Source organism: Pseudomonas agarici (genome assembly GCF_001543125.1).
GTDB lineage: Bacteria > Pseudomonadota > Gammaproteobacteria > Pseudomonadales > Pseudomonadaceae > Aquipseudomonas > Aquipseudomonas agarici.
Genome location: NZ_CP014135.1, coordinates 3,795,704 through 3,820,319, shown reverse-complemented (window position 1 = coordinate 3,820,319; position 24,616 = coordinate 3,795,704). Strand labels below are relative to the sequence as shown.

Annotated in this window: 23 protein-coding genes and 1 other RNA gene; 4 read left to right on the top strand and 20 right to left on the bottom strand. The window is 60.5% G+C overall.

The window, feature by feature from the left end:
• Positions 1-2 precede the first annotated feature (2 nt).
• The 18 genes from lpxC to rsmI all read right to left on the bottom strand — a co-directional run bounded on the left by lpxC (position 3) and on the right by rsmI (position 19,487).
• A complete protein-coding gene (gene lpxC / locus AWM79_RS16795; protein ID WP_017132681.1) occupies positions 3-914 on the bottom strand; it encodes a UDP-3-O-acyl-N-acetylglucosamine deacetylase in 912 nt (303 codons plus the stop codon).
• Between the two features lie 112 nt (positions 915-1,026).
• On the bottom strand, positions 1,027-2,211 hold the full coding sequence (ftsZ, locus tag AWM79_RS16790) for a cell division protein FtsZ (RefSeq protein WP_017132680.1): 1,185 nt from the start codon (positions 2,209-2,211) through the stop codon (positions 1,027-1,029).
• Positions 2,212-2,283: 72 nt separating this feature from the next.
• Positions 2,284-3,549 carry a cell division protein FtsA gene (ftsA, locus tag AWM79_RS16785; protein ID WP_017132679.1) on the bottom strand — a complete coding sequence of 422 codons (1,266 nt, stop codon included), beginning with the start codon at positions 3,547-3,549 and terminating at the stop codon, positions 2,284-2,286.
• Between the two features lie 14 nt (positions 3,550-3,563).
• The gene (locus AWM79_RS16780; protein WP_017132678.1) at positions 3,564-4,433 is read right to left on the bottom strand and encodes a cell division protein FtsQ/DivIB; all 870 of its coding nucleotides are present in this window, start codon (positions 4,431-4,433) and stop codon (positions 3,564-3,566) included.
• A 4-nt stretch (positions 4,434-4,437) separates the two neighbouring features.
• The gene (locus AWM79_RS16775) at positions 4,438-5,418 is read right to left on the bottom strand and encodes a D-alanine--D-alanine ligase (RefSeq protein WP_060783323.1); all 981 of its coding nucleotides are present in this window, start codon (positions 5,416-5,418) and stop codon (positions 4,438-4,440) included.
• Positions 5,415-6,875, bottom strand: a complete 1,461-nt coding sequence (gene murC, locus AWM79_RS16770; RefSeq protein WP_017132676.1) for a UDP-N-acetylmuramate--L-alanine ligase — start codon at positions 6,873-6,875, stop codon at positions 5,415-5,417. Before murC ends, AWM79_RS16775 begins: the two co-directional genes overlap by 4 nt.
• Entirely contained in the window at positions 6,868-7,938 is a 1,071-nt protein-coding gene (murG, locus tag AWM79_RS16765) for an undecaprenyldiphospho-muramoylpentapeptide beta-N-acetylglucosaminyltransferase (RefSeq protein ID WP_060783322.1), read from the bottom strand. Before murG ends, murC begins: the two co-directional genes overlap by 8 nt.
• Entirely contained in the window at positions 7,928-9,142 is a 1,215-nt protein-coding gene (ftsW, locus tag AWM79_RS16760) for a putative lipid II flippase FtsW (RefSeq protein WP_060783321.1), read from the bottom strand. Before ftsW ends, murG begins: the two co-directional genes overlap by 11 nt.
• Positions 9,139-10,485, bottom strand: coding sequence for a UDP-N-acetylmuramoyl-L-alanine--D-glutamate ligase (murD, locus tag AWM79_RS16755; RefSeq protein ID WP_060783320.1), 1,347 nt, complete (start codon positions 10,483-10,485; stop codon positions 9,139-9,141). The genes ftsW and murD overlap by 4 nt, the downstream gene beginning before the upstream one ends.
• A 5-nt stretch (positions 10,486-10,490) precedes the next feature.
• Positions 10,491-11,573 carry a phospho-N-acetylmuramoyl-pentapeptide-transferase gene (gene mraY / locus AWM79_RS16750; protein WP_017132671.1) on the bottom strand — a complete coding sequence of 361 codons (1,083 nt, stop codon included), beginning with the start codon at positions 11,571-11,573 and terminating at the stop codon, positions 10,491-10,493.
• Positions 11,573-12,955, bottom strand: a complete 1,383-nt coding sequence (locus tag AWM79_RS16745; RefSeq protein WP_060783319.1) for a UDP-N-acetylmuramoyl-tripeptide--D-alanyl-D-alanine ligase — start codon at positions 12,953-12,955, stop codon at positions 11,573-11,575. The genes mraY and AWM79_RS16745 overlap by 1 nt, the downstream gene beginning before the upstream one ends.
• A complete protein-coding gene (locus tag AWM79_RS16740; protein WP_017132669.1) occupies positions 12,948-14,411 on the bottom strand; it encodes a UDP-N-acetylmuramoyl-L-alanyl-D-glutamate--2,6-diaminopimelate ligase in 1,464 nt (487 codons plus the stop codon). The genes AWM79_RS16745 and AWM79_RS16740 overlap by 8 nt, the downstream gene beginning before the upstream one ends.
• Entirely contained in the window at positions 14,411-16,147 is a 1,737-nt protein-coding gene (locus AWM79_RS16735; RefSeq protein ID WP_167375464.1) for a peptidoglycan D,D-transpeptidase FtsI family protein, read from the bottom strand. Before AWM79_RS16735 ends, AWM79_RS16740 begins: the two co-directional genes overlap by 1 nt.
• Entirely contained in the window at positions 16,147-16,440 is a 294-nt protein-coding gene (gene ftsL, locus AWM79_RS16730; RefSeq protein ID WP_026013247.1) for a cell division protein FtsL, read from the bottom strand. Before ftsL ends, AWM79_RS16735 begins: the two co-directional genes overlap by 1 nt.
• Positions 16,437-17,384, bottom strand: a complete 948-nt coding sequence (rsmH, locus tag AWM79_RS16725) for a 16S rRNA (cytosine(1402)-N(4))-methyltransferase RsmH (protein WP_060783318.1) — start codon at positions 17,382-17,384, stop codon at positions 16,437-16,439. The genes ftsL and rsmH overlap by 4 nt, the downstream gene beginning before the upstream one ends.
• Positions 17,381-17,836: a division/cell wall cluster transcriptional repressor MraZ gene (gene mraZ / locus AWM79_RS16720; protein WP_026013246.1), complete on the bottom strand. Its 456-nt coding sequence runs from the start codon at positions 17,834-17,836 to the stop codon at positions 17,381-17,383. Before mraZ ends, rsmH begins: the two co-directional genes overlap by 4 nt.
• A 310-nt stretch (positions 17,837-18,146) precedes the next feature.
• Positions 18,147-18,500: RNase P RNA component class A (rnpB, locus tag AWM79_RS16715), an RNA gene on the bottom strand.
• Positions 18,501-18,644: 144 nt separating this feature from the next.
• On the bottom strand, positions 18,645-19,487 hold the full coding sequence (rsmI, locus tag AWM79_RS16710) for a 16S rRNA (cytidine(1402)-2'-O)-methyltransferase (RefSeq protein ID WP_167375434.1): 843 nt from the start codon (positions 19,485-19,487) through the stop codon (positions 18,645-18,647).
• A gap of 229 nt (positions 19,488-19,716) precedes the next feature.
• On the opposite strand from rsmI, the gene AWM79_RS16705 reads away from it, so the two are divergent.
• The 4 genes from AWM79_RS16705 (at position 19,717) to AWM79_RS16690 (ending at position 23,343) form a co-directional block, all read left to right on the top strand.
• Positions 19,717-21,528: a penicillin-binding protein activator gene (locus AWM79_RS16705; RefSeq protein WP_060783316.1), complete on the top strand. Its 1,812-nt coding sequence runs from the start codon at positions 19,717-19,719 to the stop codon at positions 21,526-21,528.
• A complete protein-coding gene (locus AWM79_RS16700) occupies positions 21,528-21,899 on the top strand; it encodes a YraN family protein (protein WP_060783315.1) in 372 nt (123 codons plus the stop codon). Before AWM79_RS16705 ends, AWM79_RS16700 begins: the two co-directional genes overlap by 1 nt.
• 275 nt (positions 21,900-22,174) lie before the next feature.
• Entirely contained in the window at positions 22,175-22,768 is a 594-nt protein-coding gene (locus AWM79_RS16695) for a phosphoheptose isomerase (protein ID WP_017132661.1), read from the top strand.
• Positions 22,765-23,343 carry a BON domain-containing protein gene (locus tag AWM79_RS16690; RefSeq protein ID WP_060783314.1) on the top strand — a complete coding sequence of 193 codons (579 nt, stop codon included), beginning with the start codon at positions 22,765-22,767 and terminating at the stop codon, positions 23,341-23,343. Before AWM79_RS16695 ends, AWM79_RS16690 begins: the two co-directional genes overlap by 4 nt.
• Positions 23,344-23,411: 68 nt before the next feature.
• Here AWM79_RS16690 and AWM79_RS16685 read toward each other — a convergent pair whose 3' ends face one another.
• Together AWM79_RS16685 and AWM79_RS16680 are read right to left on the bottom strand one after the other, a co-directional pair.
• On the bottom strand, positions 23,412-23,825 hold the full coding sequence (locus AWM79_RS16685) for a ClpXP protease specificity-enhancing factor (RefSeq protein WP_060783313.1): 414 nt from the start codon (positions 23,823-23,825) through the stop codon (positions 23,412-23,414).
• Between the two features lie 11 nt (positions 23,826-23,836).
• Positions 23,837-24,454, bottom strand: a complete 618-nt coding sequence (locus AWM79_RS16680) for a glutathione S-transferase N-terminal domain-containing protein (protein WP_060783312.1) — start codon at positions 24,452-24,454, stop codon at positions 23,837-23,839.
• Positions 24,455-24,616: the final 162 nt, after the last annotated feature.

Sequence of the window (24,616 nt, the reverse complement as noted above, 5' to 3'; positions counted from 1 at the left end):
CGTTACACGGCCGCAACAGGACGCATGTAAGAGATCGGCGCGGTGCTGGCGTCTTCGAAGGTCACAACTTCCCAGGCATCGGTCTGCTCAATCAACTTGCGCAGCAGTTGGTTGTTCAGCGCATGGCCCGACTTGAAGCCCTTGAACTCACCAATCAGGCTATTGCCCAACAGGTAGAGGTCACCAATGGCGTCCAGGATCTTGTGCTTGACGAATTCGTCCTCATAACGAAGGCCGTCTTCGTTCAGAACACCGTCTGCATCGACCACGATGGCGTTTTCCACGCTACCGCCGAGTGCGAGGTTGTGCTTGCGCAGGTATTCGATATCACTCATGAAACCAAAGGTACGGGCGCGGCTGACTTCTTTCACGAACGAAGTGCTGGAAAAGTCCACGCTGGCACTCTGGGTGCGGTCCCGGAACACCGGGTGATCGAAATCGATCTCGAAGCTTACCTTGAAGCCTTCGAAAGGCACGAAAGTGGCGCGCTTGTCGCCGTCTTCCACTGTGACTTCACGCAGGATACGGATGAACTTCTTGGCTGCGTCCTGTTCTTCCAGGCCAGCAGATTGGATCAGGAATACGAAGGGTCCGGCACTACCATCCATGATCGGCACTTCGGACGCGGAGAGCTCGACGTAGGCGTTATCGATGCCCAGTCCGGCCATGGCCGAGAGCAGGTGCTCCACCGTGTCCACTTTGACGTCACCGTTGACCAACGTGGTCGACATCGTGGTTTCACCAACGTTTTCCGCGCGTGCAGGAATCTGCACCACAGGGTCGAGGTCGGTGCGACAAAACACAATGCCGGTATCCACAGGCGCTGGCTTGAGGGTCAGGTAGACCTTCTCCCCGGAGTGCAGGCCGACACCTGTAGCACGGATAATATTTTTCAGGGTGCGTTGTTTAATCATGGCATGGGCCGCTTCAGCGCAAATTGCGAACAGGTATCAACAAAGGCTGGCGATGATAGCAGACCAGGCCTTTGCTGAACACCAATCACCCTAATACTCCTGATACATTTCATCAATCGGCCTGGCGACGCAGGAAAGCCGGGATGTCCAGATAATCCAGGTCATCCTGCGGGTTCATCTTCGCGGCAGTCGCGGCACCGGCCTGGGCCTGGTTGCGCATGACGGTCGGACGGTCCAGGTCACGGTAGTTCACCGACGGCAGTTCCTGACGGGCAGGCGCCGCGGCAGCGGACTGCGTAGCCTGCAGGGTATTGTCGATCACCTTGACCGGCTTCTCGATTTTCGCTCCCAGGCCGGTGGCGACGACGGTCACGTGCAGCTCGTCGCGCATGTCCGGATCGATAACGGTACCGACCTTGACCATGGCGTGCTCGGAAGCGAAGGCTTCGATGATGCTACCCACGTCGGAGTACTCACCCAGGGACAGGTCAGGACCGGCGGTGATATTCACCAGGATGCCGCGCGCACCTTGCAGGTTCACGTCTTCGAGCAACGGGTTGCGGATTGCCGCCTCGGTGGCCTCGCGTGCGCGGTTCGGACCGCTGGCGCAGCCAGTGCCCATCATCGCCATACCCATTTCACTCATCACGGTCCTGACGTCGGCGAAGTCGACGTTGATCATGCCCGGACGCTTGATGATGTCGGAAATACCGCGAACGGCACCGGCCAATACGTCGTCAGCCTTGGCGAACGCCGACAGCAGGCTGGCGTCCTTGCCTAGGATGGTCAGCAGCTTCTCGTTGGGAATAGTGATCAACGAATCAACGCTTTCGCTCAGTGCGCGGATGCCCTCATCGGCGATCTGCATGCGCTTGCGGCCTTCGAACGGGAATGGACGGGTCACCACCGCAACGGTGAGAATGCCCATTTCCTTGGCCACTTCGGCGATGATCGGCGCAGCACCGGTACCGGTACCGCCACCCATGCCGGTGGTGATGAAGACCATGTTGGTGCCTTGCAGCACTTCAGCGATACGCTCGCGGTCTTCCAGAGCGGCCTGACGGCCGACTTCCGGGTTGGCGCCAGCGCCAAGGCCCTTGGTCACGCCGGTGCCCAGTTGCAGGATGGTCCGCGCGCCGATGTTCTTCAGCGCCTGGGCATCGGTGTTGGCGCAAATGAACTCGACGCCTTCAATGTTGCTCTTGACCATATGGTTAACAGCGTTGCCGCCGCCACCGCCGACGCCGATAACCTTGATTACCGGACTTTGTGGGACGTTGTCTACGAGTTCGAACATGTTCCCTCTCCTTTCATTCTCTAGTTTTTTTGCCTACTTCTACTGCTTTGAAACCGTTACTGCTTTGAAACTTTAAAAGTTGCCCTGTACCCAGCGCTTCAAGCGCTCCAGCACCGGAGCTTTCTGTTCTTCGTCGCGATAGTCGTTTCTGTTGCTGCTGTTGTAGCCGGACAGGGAAATGCCGTCCGACTGTTTTTGCAGCCCGTACAGCAACAGTCCGACCCCAGTCGAATAGATCGGGTTGCGCACCACGTCCGACAACCCTCTGACGGTGTGTGGCACGCCTAGACGCACCGGCATGTGGAAAATTTCCTCGGCCAGCTCGACCGCACCTTCCATCTTCGAAGTACCGCCGGTTAACACGATCCCAGCCGGGATCAAGTCTTCGTAGCCACTGCGACGCAGCTCGGCCTGGATCAGAGTGAACAGCTCGTCGTAGCGCGGCTCGACGACTTCGGCCAAGGCCTGGCGAGACAGCTCGCGCGGCGGACGATCACCGACGCTCGGGACCTTGATGGTCTCACCGGCACCGGCCAGCTTGGCCAAGGCGCAGGCATAGCGGACCTTGATCTCTTCGGCGTACTGGGTCGGGGTGCGCAATGCCATGGCAATGTCGTTGGTCACCTGGTCGCCGGCAATCGGGATCACCGCGGTGTGGCGAATCGCGCCTTCGGTGAAAATCGCAATGTCGGTGGTGCCGCCGCCGATATCCACCAGGCAGACGCCCAACTCTTTCTCATCGTCGGTCAGCACCGAGTAGGCGGATGCCAGTTGCTCAAGAATGATGTCGTCGATTTCCAGACCGCAGCGGCGCACGCACTTCTCGATGTTCTGTGCCGCGTTTACCGCACAGGTGACCACATGGACCTTGGCTTCCAGGCGCACGCCAGACATGCCCAGGGGCTCGCGAACGCCTTCCTGGTTGTCGATCACATAGTCCTGCGGCAGGGTGTGCAGGACTCGCTGGTCAGCCGGAATCGCCACGGCCTGGGCCGCGTCCAGTACCCGTTCGAGATCCGCCGAACTGACTTCGCGATCACGGATCGCGACGATACCGTGGGAATTGAGGCTGCGAATATGATTGCCGGCCACACCGACGAACGCCGAGTGGATCCGACAGCCGGCCATCAGTTGCGCTTCTTCTACCGCGCGCTGGATCGACTGCACGGTGGACTCGATATTCACCACAACGCCCTTCTTCAGGCCGCGTGAGGGATGGGTACCGATGCCGACGATTTCCAGCGTGCCATCGGCCGCGACCTCGCCCACCAGCGCCACCACCTTGGAGGTGCCGATATCCAGCCCGACGATCATTTTGCCGCTTTGCACGTTTGCCATGGTCCTGCCTCTTCTTAATTCTTCGCAACGGCGGGTTTGGCCGTCACGGGCGCCACAGGTTCCCGCCATCCGACGGCCAGGCCGTTGGAGTAACGCAGATCGATGCTGGCAATGTTCGTAATCTGTTCTTTCAACGTTTTTTCATAAATGGCAATGAAACGGCGCATCTTCTCGACCAGATGATCGCGGCCCAACAACAACTGGATACCTGGTCCCGCGCTTCCCGCGCCGGTGGTCAGAAACCAACTGCCCCGCTCACGCAGTTCCAGCCGGGCGATGGAGAAGCCCAGCGGGCGCAACATCTGGCTCAGGACCTGATACTGCTGCATCACCTGCTGTTGAGCCCGCTGTGGGCCAAACAGCTGCGGCAGGTGTTCATAGTTGGCCAGTTCCCGTGGCGCGAAGGCCTGGCCCTGGTTGTTCAATAACGCTTCCTCACCCCAGCGAGCCACCGGCAACTGTTCTTCCAGGCGAATCGCCACCTGGTCCGGCCACACACGCCGGACTTCGGCGTGGGCGATCCAGGGCATAGTCTCCAGCTCGGCGCGCATGCCCGCCAGGTCGATGGTGAAGAAGCTCGCCGCGACGTAGGGCGCGATTCGCTGCTGCACCGCCTGCTGACTGATGTAGCTGAGGTCGCCCTGGACGTTGATCTTGCTGATCGGTCGGTCCGCATAAGGCAACAGGCGCTGGGCGCCTTCATAAGTGCCAAAACCCATGGCTACCAGCAACACCGGCCACATCAAGCGCTTCAGGAAGCCGAAATTGGCTTTTGGCAGACGCACCGACATCGGCTCTTTAGCCACCATGCGGCTGGCACCCCGCGGCACCGGCTTGTTACGGCTGGGGACGGGGGACGGGTGACGAATCTGCGCGCCGTGCATGGGGTTAACCTCGCGGCTCTAAGTGACTGGCGGCATGAGCTGCAACGCTCTCGGCCAGAATCGCCAGCACCAACTGCTGAAAATCGAGACCGGCCGCCCGTGCCGCCATCGGCACCAGACTATGGTCAGTCATGCCCGGAGCGGTGTTGACTTCCAGGAACCAGAACTGCCCGTCGGCATCCTGCATCACATCGGCACGCGCCCAACCGGCGATACCGAGCGCCTCACAGGCTTTCGCCGTGAGGTCCATCAGCTCTTTTTCCTTGTGACTGTCGAGCCCGCATGGGATCCGGTACTGGGTATCGCAAGCCAGGTACTTGGCGTCGTAGTCATAGAACGAATGCGGAGTGCCGAGGGCGATCGGTGGCAGGATCTGCCCACGCAGGGTGGCAATGGTGAACTCCGGACCCTGGATCCATTGTTCGACCAACACTTGCGAATCGTAGGCGGCAGCGGCTTTCCAGGCGACGATCAATTCATCGACGCCGGTCACCTTGGCCATCCCAATACTGGAACCTTCATGGGCGGGTTTGACGATCAACGGGAAACCCAGTTCCGCCGCGGCGCAAATACAGTCGGCCCGCGAGCTCAATACGGCATGACGGGGCGTCGGAATTCCCACGCTGTGCCAGACCTGTTTGGTGCGCAATTTATCCATGGCCAGCGCCGAAGCGAGAATGCCGCTACCGGTGTAGGGAATCCCCAGGCACTCAAGCAGGCCCTGCATGCTGCCGTCTTCGCCGCCACGGCCATGAAGAATAATAAAGGCACGGTCGATCTTCTCGTGCAGCAGACGTTGCAGGAAGTCGTCGCCCACGTCGATGCCGAACGCATCGACACCTGCACTTTGCAGGGCTTCCAGCACCGCGTTGCCGGACTTCAGCGAAACTTCACGTTCGGCACTCTTGCCGCCGAACAGTACGGCGACGCGGCCAAAGGCGTTTGGCTCGAGCGTCGAGAACAGATGGGCGTAAGCAGCGCTCATTTCGATTTCCCCGGGCTGACTGCGGCAACGGCGCCGGCGAACAACGCACTCTTGAGCAACTGCGGGGCGAGACCGCCGATATCGCCGGCGCCCTGGCACAGCAGGATATCGCCCGGCAGCAATAGCGGCTTGACCAGCGGTGCCAACTCCACGCCACGCTCGATATAGATCGGGTCGAGTTGGCCGCGCTGACGGATGCTACGGCACAACTGGCGACTGTCCGCCCCCGGAATAGCCTCTTCGCCAGCCGGATAGACCTCCATCAGCAACAGCACATTGGCGTCGGCCAGCACCTGGACGAAATCGTCGTACAGGTCGCGGGTGCGGGTGTAGCGGTGCGGCTGGTAGACCATCACCAGGCGGCGCTCCGGCCAGCCACCGCGCACCGCCTTAATCACCGCCGCGACTTCGGTTGGGTGATGACCGTAGTCATCGACCAACATCACGCTACCGCCGTCCACCGGCAATTCACCGTAGACCTGGAAGCGCCGACCGACGCCCTGGAAGCCCGACAGGCCCCGGACGATGGCGTCGTCGCTGATCCCCTCGTCGGTGGCAATAGCGATGGTTGCCAGGGAGTTGAGCACGTTGTGGTTGCCCGGCATGTTCACCGACACGTTCAACGGCTCACGGTCGCGGCGCAGCACGGTGAAGTGGGTCTGCATGCCGGCCTGGCGGATATTGATCGCCCGCACATCAGCCTCTTCGTGAACCCCATAGGTCACGGTCGGACGGGCAATCTGCGGGAGGATCTCGCGCACCACCGGATCGTCCAGGCAGACCACGGCCAAGCCATAAAACGGCAAGTTGTGGAGGAACTCGACGAAGGTCTTCTTCAATTTATTGAAGTCACCTTCGTAGGTGTCCATGTGGTCGGCGTCGATGTTGGTGACCACGGCGACCAGCGGCTGCAGGTGCAGGAAGCTGGCATCGCTTTCATCGGCTTCGGCGATCAGGTAGCGACTGGTGCCGAGCTGAGCATTGGTGCCCGCTGCATTCAGACGACCACCGATGACGAAGGTCGGGTCCAGGCCGCCGGCGGCGAACACCGAGGCGATCAGGCTGGTGGTGGTGGTCTTGCCGTGGGTACCGGCAACGGCGATCCCGTGGCGATAACGCATCAGCTCGGCGAGCATCTCGGCCCGTGGCACCACTGGGATACGCCGCTCCAGGGCGGTCGCGACTTCCGGGTTGGACTTGTTCACGGCGCTAGACACCACCAGTACATCGGCGCTGGCGGCGTTCTCGGAGCGGTGGCCGATAAAGATCTGCGCGCCAAACGACTCGAGCCGCTCGGTGACCGGTGAAGTTTTCAGATCGGAGCCGGACACTTCGTAGCCCAGGTTCAACAATACTTCGGCGATCCCGCACATGCCCACACCGCCGATACCGACGAAGTGGATACGGCGGATACGGCGCATTTCCGGTTGCGGCATGGCTTTCTGACTTTCAACCATGGGCCACCTCCAGGCAGATTTCGACGACGGTGCGAGTAGCATCAGGCTTGGCCAGGCGGCGTGCGGTGCTCGCCATGGTGTTCAGTCGTTGCGGTTGCATCAAAACCTCTGTCAGGCGTGCCGCCAGCTCGGCGGCGCCAGTTGTTCTTTGCGGCAGCAGGAAGGCGGCGCCCTCCCCGGCCAAATATTCGGCATTGCGGGTCTGGTGGTCGTCGATTGCATGGGGCAAGGGCACCAGCAATGAAGGCAGACCGGCGGCGGCCAGTTCACTGACGGTCAAGGCACCTGCGCGACAGACCACCAGGTCGGCCCAGCCATAGGCTTGAGCCATGTCTTTGATAAAAGGCGCCACTTGCGCCTCGACGCCAACCGCCTGGTAGCGTTCGGCGGTCACTTCGTCATGGTTGCGCCCGGCCTGATGGAAAACTTCCGGGCGATACTCGGTCGCCAACTGGGCCAGGGCTTCTGGTAGCAACTTGTTCAACGGCTCGGCACCGAGGCTACCGCCGAGGATCAGCAGCCGTGCCCGACGCCCGGCCAGGGCCTGGCGCGGAGTTTCCAGGAACAGCTCGGCACGTACTGGATTACCAGTGGTGCGGCGTTTGCCCGAAGCACCGAAGGTGTTCGGGAACGCTTCGCAGACCCGTGCCGCCATAGGCGCCAGCAGCCGATTGGCGGTCCCCGCAACGGCATTCTGCTCATGCACGATCAGCGGCACACCGAGCAGCCGAGCGGCCACGCCACCTGGGCCGGTGACGTAACCACCAAAGCCCAACACGCAGACTGGTCGTAGTTGGCGAATGACCCGACGGGCCTGCCAGATGGCGCGACACAGAATGAAGGGAGCCTTGAGCAGCGCCAGCCTGCTCTTGCCACGCAACCCCGCGACGTTGATCAGGTGCAACTTCAATCCGGCATTCGGCACCAGTTCGTTTTCAATGCCCCGTGGCGTACCCAGCCAATGCACGGCGTAGCCCTGGGCCTGGAACTCGTGGGCACAGGCCAGCGCCGGGAACACGTGGCCACCGGTGCCGCCGGCCATGATCAACACGTTAGCGCCCATGGGGAGTGTCCTCCGCAAAGTCGCTTTCATCGAACTCCATATCTTCGCTGCCCAGGTGGGTTCGACTCTCCCACTCGATACGCAGCAACAGGCCGAGACAGACACAGCAGATCACCAACGAACTGCCGCCATAACTGAGGAACGGTAGGGTCAGGCCTTTGGTCGGCAGTAGGCCGACATTCACGCCGATATTGATCAGAAACTGACCGATCCACAGAAACGCCAAGCCATAGGCCATATAAGCGGCGAAGAACTGCTTGGCCTTCTCGGCCCACAAGCCGATATACATTGCCCGCACGCTGACAAACACGAACAACGCGACGGTGCACAGCGACCCCACGGCGCCCAATTCTTCGGCCAACACCGAGAACACGAAGTCAGTATGGGCTTCCGGTAAATAGAACTGCTTCTGCACACTGTTACCCAAGCCGACACCCAGCCATTCACCCCGACCGAATGCGATCAGCGCCTGGGTCAATTGATAACCGGAGCCGAACTGGTCGGCCCAGGGATCGGTAAAGGTGGTCAAGCGCGCCATGCGGTAAGGTTGCGCCTGGATCAACACCACCACCGCGACCACCGCCAACAAGACCATCAGGCCAAAGCGCAATAACCCCACGCCGCCGAGAAACAGCATTGCCGCCGCCGCGCCCATCATCACTACGGTGGCGCCGAAGTCCGGCTCCATCAGCAACAGCCCAGCCATCGGCAGCAACACGATGAACGGCTTGAAGAAGCCCATCCAGCTTTCGCGCACTTCTTTCTGCCGGCGCACCAGATAGCCGGCGAGGTAGATCACCACGAAGACTTTGGCAATTTCCGAAGGTTGCACGTTGAAGAAACTGAAGCCGATCCAGCGCATCGAACCGTTCACTTCACGGCCAATCCCCGGCAGCAGTACCAGCACCAGCAGGCCGAAAGCGCCCACCAGCATCATAAAGCCCATGCGCTGCCAAGTAGCGATGGGCACCATCATCGTGGCGACACAGGCAACCAGGCCGATGACCAGATAGATCAGGTGACGAATCATGTGATACAGCGCGTTGCCCGACTGCGCGGCGGCCACTTCGGAGGAGGCCGAGGTGATCATCACCAGCCCCAGGCCCAGCAGCGCCAGGCAACCGGCGAGCATCGCAAAATCGACGTCGATACCCCGTCCAGTGATGATCGGCGATGGATAAGGCTTGATGATGTTGAAGTTCATACCAACCCCTCCACGGCCCGGGCGAACAGGCGTCCGCGCTCTTCATAATTCTTGAACATGTCGAAGCTTGCGCAGGCCGGCGACAGCAACACCGCGTCACCTGGCTCGGCCAGTTCGGCACAGTGCCGCACGGCATCGTCCAGGGTCTGCACGCGGATCAGCGGCACCTCATCGCCGAGGGCCTGAGCCAGCAATTCGCCATCACGCCCCAGCAGGACCACCGCACGGCAATTGGCTGCGACAGGGCCGCGCAAGCCGTTGAAGTCCGCGCCTTTGCCATCGCCACCGGCAATCAATACCAGCTTGCCGGTAATGTCGCCGCCCAGGCCCTCGATCGCGGCCAGGGCCGCGCCGACGTTGGTAGCCTTGGAATCGTTGTAGTAATTCACGCCATTGAGTTCGCGCACCCATTGGCAACGGTGTTCAAGACCGGCGAATGTCCGCAGGCTCGCCAGCATGGCGTCGAACGGCAACCCCACCGCATGCCCGAGTGCCAGCGCCGCGAGGGCATTGGATTGGTTGTGGGCGCCACGGATCTTCAGATCGCGCACCGGCATCAGCTTGTCGAACTCGAAGGCCAGGTATTTCTCGCCAGCTTCTTCACGCAGGCCAAAGGCCTTGAAATCCGGTTGGCCGAGGCCGAAGGTCCAACATGGCAGGTCTTCGCCCATCAACGGACGGGACAGCGCATCCTGGCGGTTGACCACCACCTGTTTGGCACCTCGGAAGATCCGGTGCTTGGCCAGGTGATAAGCCGGCAGACCGCTGTAGCGGTCCATGTGGTCTTCGCTGACATTGAGCACGGTCGCCACTTCGGCGCCCAGTTGATCGGTGGTTTCCAGTTGGAAGCTCGACAGCTCCAGTACGTACAACTCGACATCGTCACTGAGCAGGTCCAACGCCGGGGTGCCAAGGTTGCCACCGATCGCCACGCGCTTGCCGGCTGCCGCGGCCATCTCGCCGACCAGGGTGGTCACGGTACTCTTGGCATTGGAGCCGCTGATGGCGACGATAGGCGCCTTGGCGTTGCGTGCAAACAGCTCGATATCGCCGGACAGCTTCACGCCACGGGCCGCCGCCGCCTGCAAGGCCGGCGTCGCCAGAGCCAGGCCGGGGCTCACGTAAAGCTCGTCGGCGCGGCAGAGGAACTCCACGTCCAACTCGCCACAACGCACTTCCACCTGCGGATAGTCACGACGCAGCGCGGCCAGCTCCGGTGGGTTGTCCCGCGTGTCGGCCACCGCAAAGGCAAAGCCCCGGCTCGCCAGGAAGCGAACCAGGGACATGCCGCTCTTGCCGAGGCCGACAATGATGCGGAAGTGGTCAGAAGCGATCAGCGACACGTGTTCTACCTCAGCTTCAGGGTGGCAAGACCGATCAACACGAGAATCACGGTGATGATCCAGAAACGGACAATCACACGCGGCTCGGGCCAACCCTTGAGTTCAAAGTGGTGGTGAATCGGTGCCATGCGAAATACCCGGCGACCGGTCAGCTTGAACGAGGCAACCTGAATCACCACCGACAGGGTTTCCATCACGAACACGCCGCCCATGATGAACAGGACGATTTCCTGACGAACGATCACCGCGATGGTGCCCAGGGCGGCGCCCAGCGCCAACGCGCCGACGTCGCCCATAAAGACCTGGGCCGGATAGGTGTTGAACCACAGGAAGCCCAGGCCGGCACCGATCAGCGCGCCACAGAACACGATCAGCTCGCCCGCGCCCGGCACATAGGGAATCAGTAGGTATTCGGCGAACTTCACGTTACCCGATAGATAACAGAAGATACCCAGCGCGCCACCGACCATCACCGTCGGCATAATCGCCAGGCCATCGAGGCCATCGGTGAGATTGACCGCGTTACTCGAACCGACGATCACGAAATAGGTCAGGATCACGAAGCCCACACCCAGTGGGATGCTCACGTCCTTGAGCATGGGCACGATCAAAGTGGTTTCCACCGGGGTCTGTGCGGTCATAAACAGGAAAATCGCCGCAGCCAGGCCAAACACCGACTGCCAGAAATACTTCCAGCGACTGGGCAGCCCACGGGAGTTCTTTTCGATCACCTTGCGATAGTCATCGACCCAGCCGATGGTTCCGAACAGCAGGGTAACCAGCAGCACCACCCAGACGTAGCGGTTATACAGGTCCGCCCATAGCAAGGTACTGATGCCGATGGACGATAGGATCAGTGCGCCGCCCATGGTTGGCGTGCCCGACTTGGACAGGTGCGATTGCGGGCCGTCATTGCGCACCGACTGACCGATCTGCAGACTCTGGAGGGTACGAATCATCCACGGGCCGAGAAACAGCGACAGAGACAACGCCGTCAGCACCCCGAGAATCCCGCGCAGGGTCAAGTACTGAAAGACCGCGAAGCCTTTGTAGAACTGTTGCAGATACTCCGCTAGCAGCAGCAGCATTAATGCGTCTCTCCCTTATGCACATGAGGCGCGGGCTGGCACAAAGCCGCGACGATGTTTTCCATCGCAGCGCTGCGCGAACCCTTGATCAAAATGGTGGTATTAGTGTCTTGCTCGGCGCCAAGCGCCTCGATCAGATCGGCCTGGGTGGCGAAATGACGAGCGTGTTGGCCAAATGCGCTGACGGCGTGAACCATCATGGGTCCCACCGCATACAGCGCTGAAACCTTACCGGCGGCATAAGCGCCTACTTCACGATGCCCCTGCTGCGCCCACTCGCCCAACTCGCCGATATCTCCGAGTACCAGGACGGTGCGGCCGCAAAAGCCAGCGAGTATATCAATGGCCGCGCACATGGAGCTGGGGTTCGCGTTATAAGTGTCATCGATGACCCGCAGGCCATTGCTGGCCAGTTGCGCGACCGCCCGCCCCTTGACTGGCTGGACAGTTTCCAGTCCGGCGACGATACCTGGCAGCGAAACTCCCAGCGCATGGGCCGCCGCCGCCGCCGCCAAGGCGTTGGCAACGTTGTGGCGGCCCAACAGGTTGAGTTGGACAAGCGCCGTACCATCGGGACCGTGCAGTTCGAATCGCGCACAGCCACGCGCATCGACGGAAATAGCGCCACCATGGAAATCGGCGGCGCTGTTGCCCAGGGCAAAACTCAACACCTTGCGCGTACCGGCACGGGCTTTCCAGATGGTAAAAGCCTTGTCGTCCAGATTGAGCACGGCAATACCATCGGCTTGCAGCCCATCGATGATCTCGCCCTTGGCCTCGACGATCTTGTCGGGACCGCCGAACTCGCCGACATGGGCGGTCCCGGCGTTATTCAGCACCGCCACATGCGGTTTGGTCATGGCGACGGTATAAGCAATTTCGCCAATGCGCGAAGCACCCAGCTCGATAACTGCGGCACTGTGTTGCGGCGCCAGTTCGAGCAGGGTCAATGGCACGCCCAGATCGTTGTTCAGGTTGCCCTGGGTCGCCAGTACCCGCCCACGGGTCCGCAGAATGCTCGCGAGCATCTCCTTGACCGTGGTCTTGCCACTGGAGCCGGTAATCGCCGCCACCGGCTGGGTGAACCCGGCACGGTTCAAGGCAGCCAACTGACCAAGCGCCAGGCGGGTATCACCCACCAGCAACTGCGGCAGTTCGACACCGGGCACTTCTCGCTCGACCAGTGCCGCAACAGCGCCCTTGGCCGCCACGTCGCTCAGGTAATCGTGCCCGTCGAAACGCGGGCCGCTCAGGGCGACAAACAACTGACCCGGCTGGATCGCCCGGCTGTCAATGCTCACTCCGGAGAAACTCGCGTCGACCGAAACCAGACGAGCCGACAGATCATGGGCGACGCTACTCAACTTCATCGCTTCAAGCATGCGCGGCCTCCCAGGCTTGCAGCGCCTTCAATGCCTCGACCAGATCGGAGAAGGCATAGCGCTCGCCATTGATTTCCTGATAATCCTCATGGCCCTTGCCGGCCAGGACGATCACATCGTCGACCTTGGCCGCAGCGATCACTTCGGCGATGGCCAGTCCACGACCGGCCACGAAGCGAACGGCTTCGGGGGCGGCAAAGCCGGCACGGATATCCTCGAAGATTCCCAGGGGATCTTCGGTCCGAGGGTTGTCGTCGGTCACCAGCACACTGTCGGCCAGGCGTTCGACTACTTGAGCCATCAGCGCACGCTTGCCGCGATCACGGTCGCCCCCACAACCGAACAGGCAATGCAACTGCCCCTTGGCATGCGGTCGCAAGCCCAGCAGGACTTTTTCCAGGGCATCCGGGGTGTGGGCATAATCAACCACCACCAGGGGACGGGCACCGCCCCCCAGGCGCTGCATGCGACCGGCCGGGCCTTCGAGCTGGGGCAGCACCCGCAGAATCTCATCCAGCGCATAATCCAACCCCAGCAATGCACCCACCGTAGCCAGTAGGTTGCTCAGATTGAAACGGCCAATCAGCGTACTGCGCAGATGGTGTTCGCCTTGCGGGGTCACCAGCGTGGCGCGCACGCCGTCGTCGCCGAACCGCGCGTCGCGGCAATATAGATAGGCGCTACTGTCCTCGAGGCTATAGGTGATCAGCCGGGACTCGTGTTTTTGCGCCGCCAACTGACGACCGAAATCATCATCGAGGTTGATCACCCGGCAGCCCAGGTCGGTCCAACCGAACAGCTTGGCCTTCTCGGCACCGTAGGCTTGCATGGTGCCGTGGTAATCGAGATGATCGCGGGACAGGTTGGTCAGCACCGCCACATCGAACGCCACCGCGCTGACGCGCCCCTGATGCAGGCCGTGGGAGGATACTTCCATGGCGACTGCCTTGGCGCCGGCTTTCTTCAGATCAGCCAGGGTCGCCTGTATGGCAACCGGGTCCGGTGTGGTATGCAGGCCGCTCTGCAGCGCACCATAGAAGCCGGTGCCCAAGGTACCGACGATCCCACAGTGCTGGCCGAGCAGGTCCATGGCTTGGGCAATCAGTTGGGTCACACTGGTCTTGCCGTTGGTTCCGGTGACGCCCAGCAGTTTCAACTGGCGGCTAGGCTCACCGTAGAACCGCCCGGCGATATCCGACAACTGTGCCGCCAAGCCTTTGACCGGAATCAACAAAATATCGGTGATTGGCAGTACGGTGGCGCCTTCCACTTCATAGGCAACTGCCGCTGCGCCACGCTGCAAGGCATCGGCGATATGGTTGCGGCCATCGACCTTGCCGCCCGGCACCGCCAGGAACAGATCACCGGCACGCACTTTGCGACTGTCCAGCGCCAGCTCGCGAATCAATAGATCGTGTCCGGCGTGAGGAAAGATCTTGTTCAGACTCAAGGACATTAACCACGCCCTCCTTTGAGCGGTACCGGCGCGACAACGGCCTGCTGCTGCGGAATGCTCGACAGGTCATCCGGGCTGACGTTCATCAGCCGCAGAGTGCCGGACATCACTTTGCTGAAGACCGGAGCCGATACCAGGCCGCCGAAGTAACCGGCCTTGCTCGGCTCGTCGATCACCACCACGATGGCGTAGCGCGGATCGCTCATCGGGCCGAAACCGGCGAACAGCGAACGGTAGGAGTTCTCGGCATAACCCTTGGTGCCGACCGACGTCTTACGGGCAGTACCGGATTTGCCCGCGACATGATAGGCCGGGACTTTTGCACGCCAGACGCCACGCGGTGCCTCGATCACCTTCTGCAGCATGCCTTGCATGGTCTTGGCGACATTTTCCGGGATAACCTGGGTGCCCTCGGAGATCTTGTCGGTCTTGATCAGTGTCAGCGGCACAATCTTGCCGTTGTTGGCCAGGGCCGAGAACGCATGCACCAGCTGGATGGCGGTTACCGACAGACCGTAGCCATAGGACAGGGTCGCCGTCTCGGCCTTGCGCCACTCACGATAGTTCGGCAGGTTGCCCACACGCTCGCCGGGGAAGCCCAGGCCGGTGTCCTGGCCCAGGCCAACTTTCTGCATCACGCGGAAAATCGCCTCGCCACCGATATCGAAGGCGACCTTGCTCATTCCCACGTTACTGGAGTTGATCAGGATGCCCGTCAGGTCGAGTACCGGGCCTTCGGTCTTGGACACATCACGGATGGTGTATTTGCCCAACTGCAGGGTGCCCGGATAAACCTCGACCGTATCGGTGGGTTTCCAGCGCCCGGTTTCCAGGGCGGCACTCATGGAAATCGGCTTCATCGTCGAGCCCGGCTCGAATACGTCAATCATTGCACGGTTGCGCATCATCGCCGGCTGCAGGTTGCGACGATTGTTGGGGTTATAGGTCGGCTGGTTGACCATGGCGAGGATCTCGCCGGTCTTCACGTCCATGATCACCAGACTGCCGGCCTTGGCGCCGTTTTCCACCAGTGCGTTGCGCAGCTCGCGATTGGCCAAGTATTGCAGGCGCAGGTCAATGGACAACGCCAAGGGCTTGCCGGCCTTGGCGTTCTTGGTGACTTGGACATCCTTGATCAGCCGACCGCGCCGGTCCTTGATGACCTGGCGCTTGCCGGGCACCCCGGCCAACCACTCGTCGTAGGCCAGCTCCACCCCTTCGCGACCATGATCGTCAATGTCGGTAAAACCGACCATATGGGCCGCCACTTCACCGGCGGGATAAAAGCGCCGGAACTCCTCCAGGCCATAGACACCCGGCACTTTGAGATCGAGCACGGCCTGACCTTGCTCCGGGGTCAGGCCCCGAACCAGGTAGATGAATTCCTTGGTGGCCTGTTGCTCAAGGCGTTCGCTGAGCAGCTTGGGGTCTTGTCCGAGTGCCATGGCCAACGCCGGCCAGCGGTCCTTGGCCAATTGCATTTCCTTGGGATTGGCCCACAGCGTGGTGACCGGCGTACTCACCGCCAGAGGCTCGCCATTACGGTCGGTGATCAACCCACGATGTGCCGGAATCGGTATATGCCGCATGCTGCGCGCATCGCCCTGGCCGATCAGGAACGCTCGATCGACCACCTGCAGATCGACGATCTTCCAAACGATATAGCCAACCATGATCGCCAACGCGCCGAGCACCACGCGAAAGCGCCACGGATAGAGTGCGCCCTCGAGCTTCATCATGGCGCCACCATCCTGACATCAGACGGGCTGGGGATGAGCATCTTCAATTGTTCGGTGGCCAGAGTTTCGATGCGGCTGTGGGCTGTCCAGGTGCTCTGTTCAAGGATCAGGCGTCCCCATTCGGCCTGGGCCTTGTCACGCACACTCAACTCGCCATACAACGAATTGAGCAATTGACGATTCCAGTACGCGCTATAGGCCACGCCGATAGCGGACACCAGCACGCCAACAAATAGAAGGAACATGAAAAAGCTTCCGCCCGGAAGGGGTTTGGCATAGAGCCTGCTCACCGCAATTTCTCCGCAACCCGCATAACGGCGCTGCGCGCACGCGGGTTGATCTTGAGCTCGGCTTCGGAGGCGAATTGTGCTTTACCGTGCACCTTGATCCGCGGCTCGAACGCCTGATGGCGTACCGGCAGATTACGCGGCAGATGATCGTCTTCGCCTTTGACCAGGCGCCGCATGAACAGTTTGACGATGCGGTCTTCCAGCGAATGGAAGCTGATCACCACCAAGCGACCACCGACCTCCAGAGCGTCTAGCGCGGCATCGAGGCCGGTTTCGAGATCGCCCAGCTCATTGTTGACATGGATGCGCAGGCCCTGAAAAGCTCGGGTAGCCGGGTTCTTGCCCTTTTCCCAGGCTGGGTTGGCGACTTTGAGCACTTCGGCCAAATCGGCGGTGCGCTCGAAAGGTTTGATTTCACGACGTTCCACCACAGCCCTGGCCATGCGACCGGAGAAGCGCTCCTCGCCATACTCCTTGAAGACACGGGCAATTTCATCCACCGGGGCCGTGGCGATGAACTCGGCGGCACTGACCCCGCGCGACGGATCCATGCGCATGTCCAGCGGACCGTCGTTCATGAAACTGAAGCCGCGCTGCGGGTCATCCAGTTGTGGCGAGGACACACCGAGGTCGAGCAGGATGCCGTTGATCTTGCCCGCCATATTGCGCTCGACAATCTCCGAACCCAGCTCGGCAAAACTGCGTTGCACAACGACAAAGCGGCCGTCTTCGGCCGCTAGCGCTTGCCCGGTGGCAATCGCCTGTGGATCTTTGTCAAAACCGAGCAGTCGGCCAGCGGATCCGAGCTTGCCGAGAATCCGTCGGCTGTGCCCGCCTCGACCGAAGGTGCCATCCAGATAGCAACCATCAGGACGCACAGCGAGAGCCTCGACGGCTTCGTCAAGCAGTACGGTGATGTGGTTATAGCTGCTATCAATAGTCACAAGATCAGATCACGCAGTTCATCAGGCATAGCGCCCGGTTGTTGAATGGCCGCCAGGTCAGCTGCGGATACAGCATTCCAGGCGTCCTCGTCCCACAGTTGAAACTTGTTCAATTGGCCCACCAACATCGCGCGCTTGTCCAGCTTCGCGTACTCGCGCAGACGCGGCGGCACCAGGAACCGACCGCTACCGTCAAGTTCGAGATCAACGGCATTACCGATCAGCAAACGTTGCAGGCGACGGTTCTCTTCCCGCAGTGACGGCAACGCCCGCAACTTGGTTTCAATCAGTTCCCACTCGTCGAGCGGGTACACACACAAACAGGGATCCACCGCATCAATGGTGACGATCAATTGCCCGGAACTACGCGAATCGAGCTCGTCACGGTACCGGCTCGGCATGGCGAGACGGCCCTTTGCATCGAGACTGATAGCGTTAGCTCCGCGAAACACAGATGCGTTTCTCCAAATATTAGCGTTTTACGCTCAAAAAACCCACTTCATGCCACTTTCCGCCACTTACGCACACTATAGGAATGCGCCCACCACACCGTCAAGGCGCGGTCTTAAGGAAAAGCCTTACAGATCGGAGATTTAGGAGCATAAAAGGAGACTTGAGGACAATTCGGAGAGGGTTTCGCCAGACAAATCTCATGCAGCTCAGAAAGTTGAGCCCGAAAGTTAAAGTGATTTGTTAAGAGTAAGATTTTTTCGGTATTACAAATGCACTTCTGCCAGCGATTGCGAGCAGGGAAGGAAAGAGGTGGAGAGTCGATCTGTAAGCCGGGTTCTGTCGAGGACAGTCATTCCTCTACGATGGCCATCACTGGACATCTTTAGCAACCTACCCGGTTCCAGCGCGGGCCACGCCTAGGAACCCTATTTGGTCTTGCTCCGAGTGGGGTTTACCTAGCCACGAACTGTTGCCAGACGTGCGGTGCGCTCTTACCGCACCTTTTCACCCTTACCGGCACCGAAGTGCTTAGGCGGTTATTTTCTGTGGCACTTTCCGTAGGCTCGCGCCTCCCAGGCATTACCTGGCACTCCGCCCTATGGAGCCCGGACTTTCCTCCCCCCCCTAATTTTCATAGAGGGCAGCGACTGTCCAATCGACTCTCCGCCGCGCAGGTTACCGGTACATGGCATCCAGGACAAGCTTTAAAGCCGCCACTGTTCCGACAAACCTGGCCATACGACCTCCGAGCACTTTATCTAGGAAAAATCCCACCCCAGCAAGGGATCAGCCCCACATCAACATCAGTCAGTGATTTTTCTGCTTCTCAAGCGCGACCTGATACAACACATTCTTGCGCACACCGGTGATTTGCGCTGCCAAGGCCGCAGCACGCTTGAGTGGCATCTCCTTGAGCAACAGGTCGAGGATCCGCATCGCCTCGACACCAACCGCATCGTCACTGTCCGGCGCGCTCCAACCGGCGACCAACACCACGCACTCGCCACGCTGTTGATTGCTGTCAGCCTCGACAAAGCGGTGTAACTCGCCCAATGGCAAGCCTTTGAGCGTCTCGAAGGTTTTGGTCAGTTCACGCCCCAACAACGCCGGGCGCTCAGAGCCGAACACCAGCTCCATGTCCGCCAGGCATTCGAGGATCCGATGCGGCGCCTCGTAGAAAATCAGGGTCCGTGGCTCCTCCTTCAATAGCTCCAGGCGCGAGCGACGACCGATCGCCTTGGCCGGCAGGAAACCTTCGAAGATAAACCGGTCGGAGGGCAACCCCGCCGCCGACAGCGCCGTAATCAGCGCACACGCACCGGGTACCGGCACCACCTTGATTCCCGCAGCACGAGCCTGGCGCACCAGGTGGTAGCCTGGGTCGGAAATCAGCGGCGTGCCGGCATCGGAGATCAGTGCCACATCCTCGCCCGCCAACAACTTGGCAATAAAGCGGCTACCCTCATCACGTTCATTGTGCTCATGACAGGCGGCTAGTGGCGTGGAAATACCGAAGTGCTGTAAAAGCCGCAGCGAGTGCCGGGTATCTTCCGCTGCGATCAGCGACACATCGCGCAGCACTTTCATCGCACGCGCACTGATGTCATCCAGGTTACCGATGGGTGTCGCCACCACATAAAGAGAGCCCATCGCGGAATTCAAAGTACCTGGAGCAGTCAAAGCGCGCACCTCAAGAAGAACCAAACACCCATTGTAGCGCGTAGCGGCATGGCCGATACGCTTCACATACAGCAGACCCGGCTCTCACAGACACGCTTTGTACGAGCTAATTTAACGGTTTCATGCCAGCAACATCGCGCCCCGGCCAGTGCTTGGGTACAATTCCACGCTAATTTGATCGAGTATCAGGAACACTTACATGATCGCTTGCCTGCGGCTGTTCTCTGCCCTCTGCCTTGCTGCCTTGTTGGCGGCATGCGCCAGCTCGCCCTCTTCCAGCCTTGGCGAACTTCCACGCACCCCGGATGCCAGCATCGAGCAACTGCTCGAGCAAGCCGCAGCCAGCAAAGCACCGGACAAGGCCGCCTTGCTGCGATTGACCGCCGCCGACCTGGCTTACCGTCAGAAAGATACCGGTCGTGCTTCACAGATCCTCGCCCAGGTGCCACTGGACTCACTCAAGCCCGCCCAACAGGTGTTCGCCAGCACCCTGGCGGCCGAACTGGCGATGACCCGTAACCAGCCCAAGGCCGCCCTGGCCGCCTTGAGCCACCCGAGCCTGGAACGCCTTGGTGAACTGCCGGTGGAGCAGCAGATCCGCACCCAGACCGTCCGCGCCCGTGCTTTCGAGGCCGATGGCCAAACCCTGGCCGCTGCTCGCGAGCGCATCTTCATCGCGCCGTTGCTTGGCGGCGACATCGCCCATGCCAACCACGAAGCGATCTGGGCACTGATTGCCGCGCTGCCAACCGATCAACTGCAGTCGAGCGGTGCCGATGACCTCAGCGGCTGGCTCAGTCTGGCTCGGGCAGTCAAGACCTCCGGCACTCTGCAACAGCAGCAGGAAGCCATCGATACCTGGCGCGCACAGAACCCAAAACACCCGGCCGCCCTGCAATTGCCACAGCCGCTGGTCAAGCTCAAGGAACTGGCCAGCCAGCCTCTGAGCAAGATCGCCCTGCTGCTGCCCAATGACGGGCCGCTGGCTTCCGTTGGCAAGGCTCTGCGAGAAGGTTTCATGGCCGCCCACTACCAGGCCCAGCAGGCCGGGCAGAAGCCGCCGGTCATCGAGTTCTACGACAGCTCGCGCCTGAGTTCCCTGGATGATTTCTATCGCAAGGCCCAGGCAAGCGGCGTGCAACTGGTGATCGGCCCGTTGGAAAAACCACTGGTCAAGCAACTCAGCGCTCGCCCGCAACTGCCAATCACCACCCTGGCGCTGAACTACAGCGAAAGCACACAGAACCCGCCACAACTGTTCCAGTTCGGCCTAGCGGCTGAAGACGAAGCCCGTGAAGTATCGCGTCGCGCCCGTGCCGACGGCCTGCATCGCGCCGCCGCCATGGTGCCCAAAGGCGAATGGGGCGATCGGGTGCTCAAAGCCTTCCGCCAAGATTGGGAAGCCAACGGCGGCACCGTGGTTGGCGTCGAGCACGTCGATCAACCGGTGGCCCTGGCCCAACAGATTGCCGACCTGTTCCAGTTGCGCCAGAGCGAAGGCCGCGCCAAGAGCCTGCAAAACACGGTAGGTGGCCAGGTGGCCGCGCAACCTTCGCGCCGCCAGGACATTGAGTTCATTTTCCTCGCCGCGACACCGCAGCAGGCCCAGCAGATCAAGCCGACCCTGAACTTCCAGTACGCGGGCGATGTACCTGTGTACGCTACTTCCCACCTGTTTAGCGCCACCGGCGATATCAACCAGTACAATGACATGAACGGCATTCGCTTCTGCGAAACCCCATGGCTGCTGGATGCCAACGATCCGTTGCGCAAACAAGTCACCGCCCAATGGCCACAAGCCGCCGGCAGCTTGGGGCGCCTGTACGCCATGGGCGTCGACGCCTATCGCCTGGCACCACGCCTGGGTCAACTCAAGGCACTGCCGGACAGCCGTATCGACGGTCTCTCCGGCAGCCTGGGCATGGATCAGGGGCAACGGGTCGAGCGCCAGTTGCCATGGGCTCAATTCGTCGGCGGCCAGGTCCAGCGCCTGCCGGATACTCTGCGCTGATGCCACAGGGCTCGCACCTTAAACGCGGCAAGGATGCCGAGAGCCTCGCGCTCCGGCACCTTGAACGACACGGATTGCGCCTGTTGGCGCAGAACTGGTTATGTAAACGGGGCGAGCTTGATCTGGTCATGCTCGACGGCGATACAGTAGTATTTGTCGAAGTTCGTTATAGAAAAAATGCTCAATGGGGTGGCGCCGCAGGCAGCATCGATACCCGCAAGCGCAAAAAGTTAATATTCGCGGCACAGTATTTCCTGCAACGCGAGTCACGCTGGGCCAGCCGCCCCTGCCGCTTCGACGTGATCGCCATAGAGGGCAACCTGGAAGCAGCACCCCAGTTGAACTGGCTTCGCAATGCCTTCGACAACTGATCGTTAGTTGTCGAGCCGGCTACTTTTCATTCAACGATTTTGCTCTTTGCTTTGCGCACTGCACACTCTTGTGCCGGGCAGCCTGCGGAAAAACCCGGACAGCGCTCAACCCAGGTATCTTGAAAGCGTAGCGAGCATAGGTAAGGCAAAAACGGACGAAAGCGCGGAATTTATTGATTGTAAATGAGCAGCTCGAGTCTGTTTTTAACGTAGCATTGCCCAGCGCAGTCGCTTTCATGCTGCCTGGCAGCCGCCCCACTTAAGGTCACAATTTGATGGACATGCAATCCCGAATTCGCCAGCTTTTCCAGGCCAGTATCGATACCAAGCAACAGGCGATGGACGTTCTTGCACCGCACATCGAGCAAGCCAGCCAGATCATGGTCAATGCCCTGCTCAACGAAGGCAAAATGCTTTCTTGTGGCAATGGTGGCTCAGCGGGTGATGCCCAGCACTTTTCCTCGGAGCTGCTCAACCGCTTCGAGCGTGAACGGCCGAGCCTGCCGGCTATCGCCCTGACCACCGACAGCTCGACCATCACCTCGATCGCCAACGACTACAGCTACAACGAAATCTTCTCCAAGCAGATCCGCGCGCTCGGCCAACCCGGCGATGTACTACTGGCGATTTCCACCAGCGGCAATTCGGCCAACATTATTCAGGCAATCCAGGCCGCACATGATCGCGAAATGGTTGTCGTAGCCTTGACGGGACGCGACGGCGGCGGCATGGCGTCGCTGCTGCTGCCCGAGGACGTGGAAATCCGCGTCCCCGCCAACGTCACCGCACGTATCCAGGAAGTCCACCTGCTGGCGATCCACTGCCTGTGTGATCTGATCGACAGCCAACTGTTCGGGAGTGAAGAATGACCGTTAATCGCCTTACCTTGCTAGCCTTGACCCTGTGTCTTGGCCTCAGCGGTTGCAGTTCGGTATTGACCGCAACCCGCGACGAGCCGATCAATGATAATCGGGGAACCCGCACCTTCGGCAGCAAGATCGACGATTCGCTGATCCAGACCAAGGTCGAAGTCAACGTAGCCAAGGCCGACCCAGCCCTGGAGGTGTCTTCCCATATCGTTGTGACCAGCTTCAACGGCATTGTCCTGCTGGCCGGCCAGACGCCTAGCCAAGAACTCAAGGCCAAGGCCGAGCAGGCTGCCGCCGCAGTTCAACGTGTGAAGAAGGTGAACAATGAACTGCAGGTCCTCCAGCCCTCTTCGTTCGCTGCCCGCAGCAACGACGCGTGGCTGACCAGCAAGATCAAGGCACAGATGTTGACCGACAGCAGCATCCCCGGCTCGCGCATCAAGGTGGTGACCGAAAACGGCATCGTTTATTTGCTGGGCCTGCTCACCCAACAGGAAGCGACACGCGCCACCAACCTGGTGCAAGGTGTTGGCGGCGTACAGAAAATCGTCAAACTCTTCGAGTACATCGACTGATCCGATACTCGGACGTAAAAAAGGCGCCTCATCGCAGGCGCCTTTTTTATTCCTTCGCTATCGTTTTATTACTTCACCACCTTCAGGCTCGGTCGACCGCTTGGGCGCGGCGGTTCCGACCCCGAGGGTGGGCCGTCATCATCGGGCTCGACCTCTTCGACCTCCTCGAGGGAGGGCTCCACGTCGAACACCATGCCCTCACCATTCTCCCGGGCGTAGATCCCCAGAATGGCACCAATGGGCACGTACAATGTATGCGGTACGCCACCGAAACGCCCTTCGAAACTGACCGCTTCGTTGTCCATGTGCAAGTGGCGCACGGCGCTGGGTGAAACATTCAACACGATCTGCCCCGCGCTGGCGAAACCCTGCGGCACCTGGACCGAGGGGTACTCGGAATTGACCAGCATGTGCGGGGTGCAATCGTTATCCACTATCCATTCGTATAGAGCACGAACCAAATAAGGACGACTGGAGTTCATTAAACTGCTCCTTAGCGCATATCGCGTTCGACACCAGACAGACTTGCCTGGAAAGCCTCACGCGCAAACTGGCGCTCCATATAATCAAGCAGCGGCTTGGCCGGCCGCGGCATTTCAATACCCAAAATCGGTAGGCGCCAGAGTATCGGCAATAGACAGCAATCCACCAGACTTTGCTCCTCGCTGAGGAAAAATGGCTTGTCGGCGAACAGCGGAGAAACCCCAACGAGGCTTTCGCGCAGCTCCTTACGAGCCTGTACGCGTGCCGGCTCCTTGGTCCGCGAATCCAAGATCAGGTCCACCAGCCCACACCAGTCGCGCTGGATGCGGTGTATCAGCAGCCGGCTATTGGCCCGCGCCACAGGATAAACCGGCAGCAATGGCGGATGCGGGTAGCGCTCATCCAGATATTCCATCACCACCGTCGACTCCCATAACGCCAGGTCACGATCGACCAGGGTTGGCAGGCTGCCGTAAGGGTTCACTTCGATCAACTTCGGCGGCTGACGCCCCGCCTCGACACTGATGATCTCGACGCTGACACCCTTCTCAGCCAGCACGATGCGCACTCGATGGGAATAGTGGTCGGCGGGGTCGGAGTAACAGGCCAACCGGTTGGTCACGCCCATGGCGGTCCTCCTCGCTTGTTGAAATTATCGGAAACGAAAAAAGCGCGCGCCCAAGGAGGGCCTCCCGTAGCGGCAGAACAGGCGGGGGATGAAACCGTAGCCGGCTTCATCTCGCTGGTCCCACTTGCTACATCTTCAGAGGCACCCTTGGGCGCGCACGAT

Excerpts from the sequence above, each read along its gene's own strand:
- lpxC (WP_017132681.1), bottom strand. The coding sequence starts at position 914 with ATGATTAAACAACGCACCCTGAAAAATATTATCCGTGCTACAGGTGTC.
- ftsZ (WP_017132680.1), bottom strand. The coding sequence starts at position 2,211 with ATGTTCGAACTCGTAGACAACGTCCCACAAAGTCCGGTAATCAAGGTT.
- ftsA (WP_017132679.1), bottom strand. The coding sequence starts at position 3,549 with ATGGCAAACGTGCAAAGCGGCAAAATGATCGTCGGGCTGGATATCGGC.
- AWM79_RS16780 (WP_017132678.1), bottom strand. The coding sequence starts at position 4,433 with ATGCACGGCGCGCAGATTCGTCACCCGTCCCCCGTCCCCAGCCGTAAC.
- AWM79_RS16775 (WP_060783323.1), bottom strand. The coding sequence starts at position 5,418 with ATGAGCGCTGCTTACGCCCATCTGTTCTCGACGCTCGAGCCAAACGCC.
- murC (WP_017132676.1), bottom strand. The coding sequence starts at position 6,875 with ATGGTTGAAAGTCAGAAAGCCATGCCGCAACCGGAAATGCGCCGTATC.
- murG (WP_060783322.1), bottom strand. The coding sequence starts at position 7,938 with ATGGGCGCTAACGTGTTGATCATGGCCGGCGGCACCGGTGGCCACGTG.
- ftsW (WP_060783321.1), bottom strand. The coding sequence starts at position 9,142 with ATGAACTTCAACATCATCAAGCCTTATCCATCGCCGATCATCACTGGA.
- mraY (WP_017132671.1), bottom strand. The coding sequence starts at position 11,573 with ATGCTGCTGCTGCTAGCGGAGTATCTGCAACAGTTCTACAAAGGCTTC.
- AWM79_RS16745 (WP_060783319.1), bottom strand. The coding sequence starts at position 12,955 with ATGCTTGAAGCGATGAAGTTGAGTAGCGTCGCCCATGATCTGTCGGCT.
- AWM79_RS16740 (WP_017132669.1), bottom strand. The coding sequence starts at position 14,411 with ATGTCCTTGAGTCTGAACAAGATCTTTCCTCACGCCGGACACGATCTA.
- AWM79_RS16735 (WP_167375464.1), bottom strand. The coding sequence starts at position 16,147 with ATGAAGCTCGAGGGCGCACTCTATCCGTGGCGCTTTCGCGTGGTGCTC.
- rsmI (WP_167375434.1), bottom strand. The coding sequence starts at position 19,487 with ATGGGCTCTCTTTATGTGGTGGCGACACCCATCGGTAACCTGGATGAC.
- AWM79_RS16705 (WP_060783316.1), top strand. The coding sequence starts at position 19,717 with ATGATCGCTTGCCTGCGGCTGTTCTCTGCCCTCTGCCTTGCTGCCTTG.
- AWM79_RS16700 (WP_060783315.1), top strand. The coding sequence starts at position 21,528 with ATGCCACAGGGCTCGCACCTTAAACGCGGCAAGGATGCCGAGAGCCTC.
- AWM79_RS16695 (WP_017132661.1), top strand. The coding sequence starts at position 22,175 with ATGGACATGCAATCCCGAATTCGCCAGCTTTTCCAGGCCAGTATCGAT.
- AWM79_RS16690 (WP_060783314.1), top strand. The coding sequence starts at position 22,765 with ATGACCGTTAATCGCCTTACCTTGCTAGCCTTGACCCTGTGTCTTGGC.
- AWM79_RS16685 (WP_060783313.1), bottom strand. The coding sequence starts at position 23,825 with ATGAACTCCAGTCGTCCTTATTTGGTTCGTGCTCTATACGAATGGATA.
- AWM79_RS16680 (WP_060783312.1), bottom strand. The coding sequence starts at position 24,454 with ATGGGCGTGACCAACCGGTTGGCCTGTTACTCCGACCCCGCCGACCAC.